The organism is Chthonomonas sp., from assembly GCF_035294165.1.
Lineage (GTDB): Bacteria > Armatimonadota > Chthonomonadetes > Chthonomonadales > Chthonomonadaceae > Chthonomonas.
Map to the genome: position 1 here is coordinate 1 of NZ_DATGLN010000089.1, position 6662 is coordinate 6662.

General features: G+C 56.7%; 5 protein-coding genes. All 5 read right to left on the reverse strand.

What is annotated here, in order from left to right; all coding sequences use genetic code 11:
- Window positions 1-156 precede the first annotated feature (156 nt).
- A complete protein-coding gene (gene aroF / locus VKV29_RS04720) occupies window positions 157-1179 on the reverse strand; it encodes a 3-deoxy-7-phosphoheptulonate synthase (protein ID WP_324200148.1) in 1023 nt (340 codons plus the stop codon).
- Between the two features lie 140 nt (window positions 1180-1319).
- On the reverse strand, window positions 1320-2537 hold the full coding sequence (locus VKV29_RS04725; protein WP_324200149.1) for an acyltransferase: 1218 nt from the start codon (window positions 2535-2537) through the stop codon (window positions 1320-1322).
- A gap of 439 nt (window positions 2538-2976) precedes the next feature.
- Complete coding sequence (locus VKV29_RS04730) at window positions 2977-4344, reverse strand: sigma-70 family RNA polymerase sigma factor (RefSeq protein ID WP_324200150.1); 1368 nt, start codon at window positions 4342-4344, stop codon at window positions 2977-2979.
- Window positions 4345-4645: 301 nt separating this feature from the next.
- Entirely contained in the window at window positions 4646-6352 is a 1707-nt protein-coding gene (locus tag VKV29_RS04735; protein ID WP_324200151.1) for a PQQ-binding-like beta-propeller repeat protein, read from the reverse strand.
- A partial coding sequence (locus VKV29_RS04740; protein ID WP_324200152.1) for a hypothetical protein occupies window positions 6349-6662 on the reverse strand: 314 nt, incomplete at its 5' end. The genes VKV29_RS04740 and VKV29_RS04735, both read right to left, overlap by 4 nt.

The following is a 6662-nucleotide window of genomic DNA, read 5'->3' on the forward strand; positions in this document are numbered from 1 at the left end:
CTATGTGCAGATGGCTTGGCCGAACATCGTAGCCGACCACCGTTTTGGCAAGCCCTCGCCGACGCAGGGCCATTCCCAACGAGGCGCCCATGAGGCCTACACCCAGGATGGCCACCTGGTTGAAGAGAACAGGGCAAGCCCGCTCTTCAGCGGCCCTCATAGGCGCTTACCAACGGCCTCCGCCACAGGCCTTATGGCCTGCATCAGTTGCCCAAACTGCTCGAACGAAAGGGATTGCGGGCCGTCTTTCACGGCCTTTTCAGGGTTGGGATGCACCTCGATAATCAGTCCATCCGCCCCTGTCGCTACCGCCCCCAAGGTTACCGCCGGCACCAAACTGCGTTTTCCCGTGGCATGAGAGGGATCGGCAAAGATGGGCAGATGCGAAAGCTCCTTTATGGCAGGGATAGCGTTGAGATCGAAGGTGTTGCGAGTATAGGTCTCAAAGGTGCGAATGCCTCGCTCGCACAGGATGATCTCGTAGTTGCCTTGGCTTGCGATGTACTCTGCGGCCTGCAGCCACTCCTCAATGGTGCTAGCCCAGCCGCGTTTCAGCATAACCGGCTTGCGCGTGTTGCCCACCTCGCGCAGAAGGCTGAAGTTGGTCATGTTGCGCGTGCCGATCTGAAAGATGTCGGTGTAGCGCCCCACCAACTCCACATCGCGCGTATCCATGACCTCGGTGATAATAGGCAAACCGGTCTCTAGGCTCGCCTCCTGAAGAATCTTTAGTCCCTCCTCACCGAGGCCGTGGAAGGAGTAAGGCGACGTGGAGGGCTTAAAGGCCCCACCTCGCAGGATATGCGCCCCCATTTTCTTCACAAAACGGGCCGTCTCCAACAGCATATCCGCCGATTCTACCGTGCAAGGCCCTGCCATGACGCATAGCGTACCCCCGCCGATCTGCACGCCCCGCACGTTTAAAACGGTTCCCTCCGGGCGAAACGCTTTGCCCACCAGCTTATAGGGCTTGAGAATAGGAATGACGCGCTCCACATAGGGCAGCGACTCGAAGTGCTCGATCAGCCCGTCCTTATCTCGTTCGGGCGTTCCGATAACCCCGACAATGGTGCGCTCAACGCCGCGCGAACAGTGAACGCCGTAACCACGGGCTTTGAGATCGGCCAAAAGCGCCTCTTGTTGTTCCTCTGTGGCATCCGGCTGCAAAACGATAATCACTTACAATCCTCCATCTCTTTCAATCCGTTTTCGATTATCAATCCTTTTACGTCCTCACCCGCCCTGAGGGAAGGCGCCCTTCCTCTCAGAGCCGATGCAACTCTCTTAGAGCCATTATTATAGCGCATTGCAGGCCGACTTTAGGTTGCCGAGGAAGTCGAGGTACGGTTTTGCACACTTGTTGCCAATCGCCGCCGATAATGCAGCGTGGGACGCTCCACCACCCAATAGAAGAGATAGGCAGCCAATAGGGCAATCGGCGCTCCGACCCCAAAGAGAGCAAGACATGAGAGAACCGGCGCTACATGATGCACCCGAAGCGCGTGGGCCAGTTCATTGAGGATAGGGTAGTGAATGAGGTAGAGACTGTAAGAGAAATCGCCGAGAAGCCGCACCGGTGGCGACTGTAGGAAACGCAAGGGCCATCGCATCGCCTGCGGTGCCTGCACACAGCAGACGATGAAGCTGGTTGCGAACAGGGCAACCACAATGTCGGGCAATCGTAGCGGTGCATGAAAAACCAGGATACCGGCCTGGGTGGGCGGCCAAAAGGCAAATAGCACTCCCATTGCGATGCCCAGCACCCCAACGATGGTCGGCCAGCGCCATGTGCGACATCGCAACGCCCACCTGTCCACAGGCGACCAGTTTACTATGGCGCCGGCCACACCAAGCGCAAAAACCCCCAACATCCAAAAGCCTTCCGGAATATCCCTGTGAAGCAGCAGGCAGGGCAAAAACCCCAGCGCCATGGCTGCAGATATCGTTTTGGGAGCACCGAAACGATGCCAAAGAGGCAGTATAAAGAACGGAAGAAAGAAATAGATTTGCCATTCGGTGGCGACACTCCACATCGGGGCGTCAATCTGATGAGACCAATGGGGGCTGAAGTTATGTATGAGAAAAAGATGAGAAAGCAAGGCCCAGCGATCTACCTGAGGGCAGAGCCGTGCCCATCTGGCGGTAGAAGCCAGAACCATGCCCGGATGAAAGATCGGTGCGAGAAACAGAGTCCAGAGTATAAGGGCGGCATAGTAAGGAGGCAGAATGCGCCAGGCACGGCGTAAAAAGTAGTTGCCGACCGCCATGCTTCCCTGCGGATCGCGTGCAACGGGAATCATGAGCGAATAGCCGGAAAGCACAAGAAACACGGTGACTGCAAAATAGCCATAGGGGCATAAAAAGAGCAGATAGGACAGTCCCTTTTGGATGACATCCCACCTGTAGTGTAGGGCTATCTCATGATAGAACTGGTAACAGTGGTAAAGCATTATGTAGAGGGCGGCAAGCCCTCTCATACCATCGAGAAAATTGAGGTGAACCCGATTCGATTCACCGGCAGGCCGGTTCTTCACCACAACTCCCTTCCCCTCAAAGCTGGTGGGGATTGAAATTCAAGATTTCTCGCCTTCGGCTCGAAATAACAGGTGTATCATCGGCTCGAAATGGCAGGCGTCTATCTCACGAGAAATGACAGGCGTCTGTCTTACTGGCTCTTCGAGACCAACGCCCTCCCCCTCAAGGCCGACGCCCTCCCCCTCAAGGCCGACACAGGGGTCTCCAGAAAATCGCAAGATTTTCTGGGGTGGGGCGCCCTTCCCTCAGCGGATGCTCCAGAGGGTCTCATCCGATTCAGTGTAGCATCTAAGAGCCGCTCGTGTGTGAATGGGGGTAGCTACCTTCTCTTTGAGGAAGGATATTTCTCCGCAAGCTGCAGCTTGTCGGAAGCTATAGCCACGCCCCTCCATAGGCGCGGTATTGCCGCTGCCCCTGCAGATTTTTTAGTTTGCTTGTCGGCTAGGCCGCTTTCCGCAAGGAGCGAACGGGCGATAGTCGCTCTTCCAAAAGGCGCAACAGTGTTTCCGGATGGTTCGCCTCCATCGGGAACCAGGCTACGCTATAGGTAAAGCAAAGCGGCGCATGGCTTCGGTTCCAGCCTCTTTCCTTCAGCCAGTCCTCAAAAGTGGCCCTTATACGCTGCAACACCGCGTTGGCCGTGCTGCCCGTATAGGGTAGGATCACGGCGAACGTATCGGAAGCGTAGCGCGTTACAATGTCGGACCGACGCACCGTTTGGCGCAAGCGCTGCGCGCTCAACTGCACGGCCTCATCGCCCCAAAGCGTGCCGTGGTAGTGCGTGAAAGCCTCTAAACCCTCCATTCGCAACAGGATCACGGCCACTTCCGAATTGATGCGACGGGCGCGATTTAGCTCCTCCTGCAGCCGCATGTCGAAATAACGGCGATTGTAGAGTTTGGTAAGCGGGTCTACGATGAGGGAGGGGTCTTCACAAAGCGCCATGTCGAACTCCTGGCGCAGTTGGGCTAGCTGAAGCTGCGTTGTGCGCGGGTCCTCGGTGGTAAGGATTTTGCGCAATTTGCGTGTGGAGTTGCGAATGAGATGCGAAACATAGTTGCAGGAGATGCCCAGTTTTTGCGCGATCTCCGTTTGGTTCAGGTCTTTAAAGTAGAACTCTACAAGTACCTGTTGCTCTAAAGCTTTCAGCTTTTTCATGGCCGTTTCCAGCATAATGCGGTCTTCGATGGGAAGCTGAAAGGCCACAGCCTGATCGACAATATCCTGGCGCTCGCCATAGCCGTGAGGAGAGCCATCCTCGTTTTCTCGAAAGCCGTCTATCGAGGTCACCCGAAACACCTCGCGCGTGGTCATGAGTTCGGCAACCTCTTCCTCACGCATCCCCATCTTCTCGGCGATCTCGCCATAGGTGGGCGTTCGTCCGAGCTGTTGGGTTAGCGCCTCGCTAATGCGGTTTAGGCGAAGGTTCAGCTCCTGAAGCCAGGCCGGCTCCTTGATGATCTTGCCACGGTCACGCAGATAGTGCTTGATCTGGCCGATGATGAAATGGGTTGCATAAGTAGAGAATTTTACATTCTTTTTGGGGTCGTACAGCTCGATGGCCGTGATAAGTCCGATATACCCCTCTTGGGCCAAATCCTCCGTAGGCTCGGAGGCTCCGGAGAAGCGCCGGGCAATGCTCTCAACCAAATTGGTGTAGTTTAGTACGATGCGATCGCGCAGACGAAGGTCTTGTTGCTGCCGATAGGTTTCGAGCAGCTCGAGTATCTCCTCCTCGGAATAGCGCCGCATGGGGTTATCTCTCCATAGATAGGTCTTATTCGCTCGATCGTTCTCTTTTGGTGTCATTCCTTATCTCAAGAGAGCGTTTCGACGTAGGCCCATCAATGCGCGATTCGCTCTTACTCCGCCTTTCCTTCAGAGTCAAAATAAAAGGTTTTCAAAGAAATGCCTTGGAAGGGCAAGGCATACAGATTATTGCCAGGATCGGCCTGTTCCTGTAGGAAAGACGGTTGGAGAGAGGTGACACTCCGCCTGGTCTAACGCCTAGCGGCTTCTTACAGGTGCCTGCAAGCTACACAGGCATGAAAGGTAGGCACAAGGCCTACCCCTACTCACAGCGGGCTAAAGCCCTTCGATGGTTATCCAACTACTCTTCAAGGTTGCGAAAACGGTCGCTAACGGTATCGGAGAGTGTATCTTGCTCGAAACGTTGGGCAAACTCCAAATAACGTTTAGCCTCGGCATGGTTTGGGTCGCGTTGCAGCACTTTTCGGAACTGAAAGATGGCCTCGGCATAGCGCGAACGGTCGTAGGCCTGCTTGCCAAGCTCAAAATCCATTTGAACCTGAAGATGGGCAATTATCTGCGCCCGCTCGGTGGTGGGGGCAAGCGCCTGAGCACGTTCATAACAGGCGAGAGCGCCCTGCGTATCCCCCTGTGCCAGTCGCTCCTGCGCCTCTTTATCGGCCTCCTGCGCTCTGCCGGCACGGAACTCTTGCAGCAGCCGCCTTGCCTCCATCTGATCGGGCATAAGTTGAATCGCCTTCCGCAATAGCGCCTCCACAGAGTCCGCCTGGCCTTCCTGCAGCAGGTTTTTTGCTTGCTGCAGCAGCGCTTCGGCGAAGCGTTGCCTCAACTCCACATTTTGCCGAAACAGCGCCACGTCGTAGGACTGAAAGGCCAGCGCCTCTTGAAGAAGCGAGAGGGCTGCCTCCCAATCGCCTTCTGCCTGCAGACGCGCCAGCTCCTGCTGAACGTCGCCCATCCACTGCGCCCGCAACTGCTCAAACTGCTGCCAGCACTCCACATCGTCGGGGCACTCCTGAAGGTAGGAATAGAGGCTCTGGAGCGCCGGCTTCATGTCGCCTGTCTCCGGCACCGGCTGTACATAGGCCCTCCAATCCTTCCGGCTTGCCGTGGCGGCCTCTACCGTTGCGCTGACCACCCGATAGACGCTGAAACGACTTCCCTGAGCCGACGCGGCGATGTAGTCGCCGCCGGGGGAACAGGCGAGGCCGGTAAAGGGAATATCGCCCTCGTACTCCCAAACGGGTTGACCGGCCTGGTCGAGACAGACCAGCTTCGCGGGAATGCGCGGGTTCTCTTCGGAACCGCAAAGGGCCACGGTAAGTTGCCCTTCTCTCGCCATCGCAATGGCGTGAACAGGCCCTGCCACTTTGGTTTGCCAACGACGTGCGCCCTCTGCGTCCAACATGCCGATCCATCCCGTTTGCGTGCCGTAGGCCAACTCTTCGCCCTCCGTAGCCGAGGCCAGCAGTGTGACCGGCTCTTCGGTCTCGAATCGCCAGCACTCTCGCATGTTTGCATCGAACAGTTGGATCAGCCCATTCTCATAGGCGGTTGCAATGCGCCGTCCCTCTTGCTGCACCACAACGCAGTTGGCCACCCCTTTAAGCTCCACGCTCCAGAGTGTCTTACCGACAAAGGTGCCGTAGACCAGGGCGAAGTTTTGGCCGGAGATGTCGGAATAGACGGCAGCAAAGCGCGAGCCGCCCACGTCCATACCGGCATCGAGATAGATCACACGCTTTTCCATGGTGAGCCGGCGTTTTTCACCCTGAGTAAACAGATAGACCTCCTCGGGCCGCATACCTAAGAACGATTCGGCGGCGGCGCTAAGCAGCAGCTTCTGTAGGATTTCGGCAGAAAACCGTGCTACCACCTCTTGGTTCTGCCCTGTGACGATGCGAACGACTTCATAAGTACGCGGTTCAATAGGATGTGGCCATGCAAGGGTGAGTGCGCCTTGGTCGCTTAGGGGGTAGCCCTGCAAAGGATAGGCTCCGCGGAGGCGCTGCTGCCATTCAAGCTGGAGGGTACGAACGGTCATCATGGGCGCGATAGCTGGGGCACAACTCGCAACAGACGGTGGTTTTGGGTATCGCTAACGTAAAACCCTTGATAGTTCGGCTCCAAGACCAGGCCGGTAGGCGCATGCAGCGCGCCTAGGCGCCCTGGCAGCCGCTGGAGCACCGCAAGGGCCTCTCCTTGGGAATTGAATGCGATAACCCTATCGGCGTTGGGATCGGCAAGATAGATTCGACCCTGCAGATCGAGGGCAAACTGTCCCTGATCTCGGATGCGATGCACGCCTGTGAGAACGGAGGTGGGCTGGGCATTGGCCGCAAAACGCACGATGGTGC

Bases quoted from the DNA above. Each gene is read 5' to 3' on its own strand.
- VKV29_RS04730 (WP_324200150.1), bottom strand. From the start codon at position 4,344: ATGACACCAAAAGAGAACGATCGAGCGAATAAGACCTATCTATGGAGA.
- VKV29_RS04735 (WP_324200151.1), bottom strand. From the start codon at position 6,352: ATGATGACCGTTCGTACCCTCCAGCTTGAATGGCAGCAGCGCCTCCGC.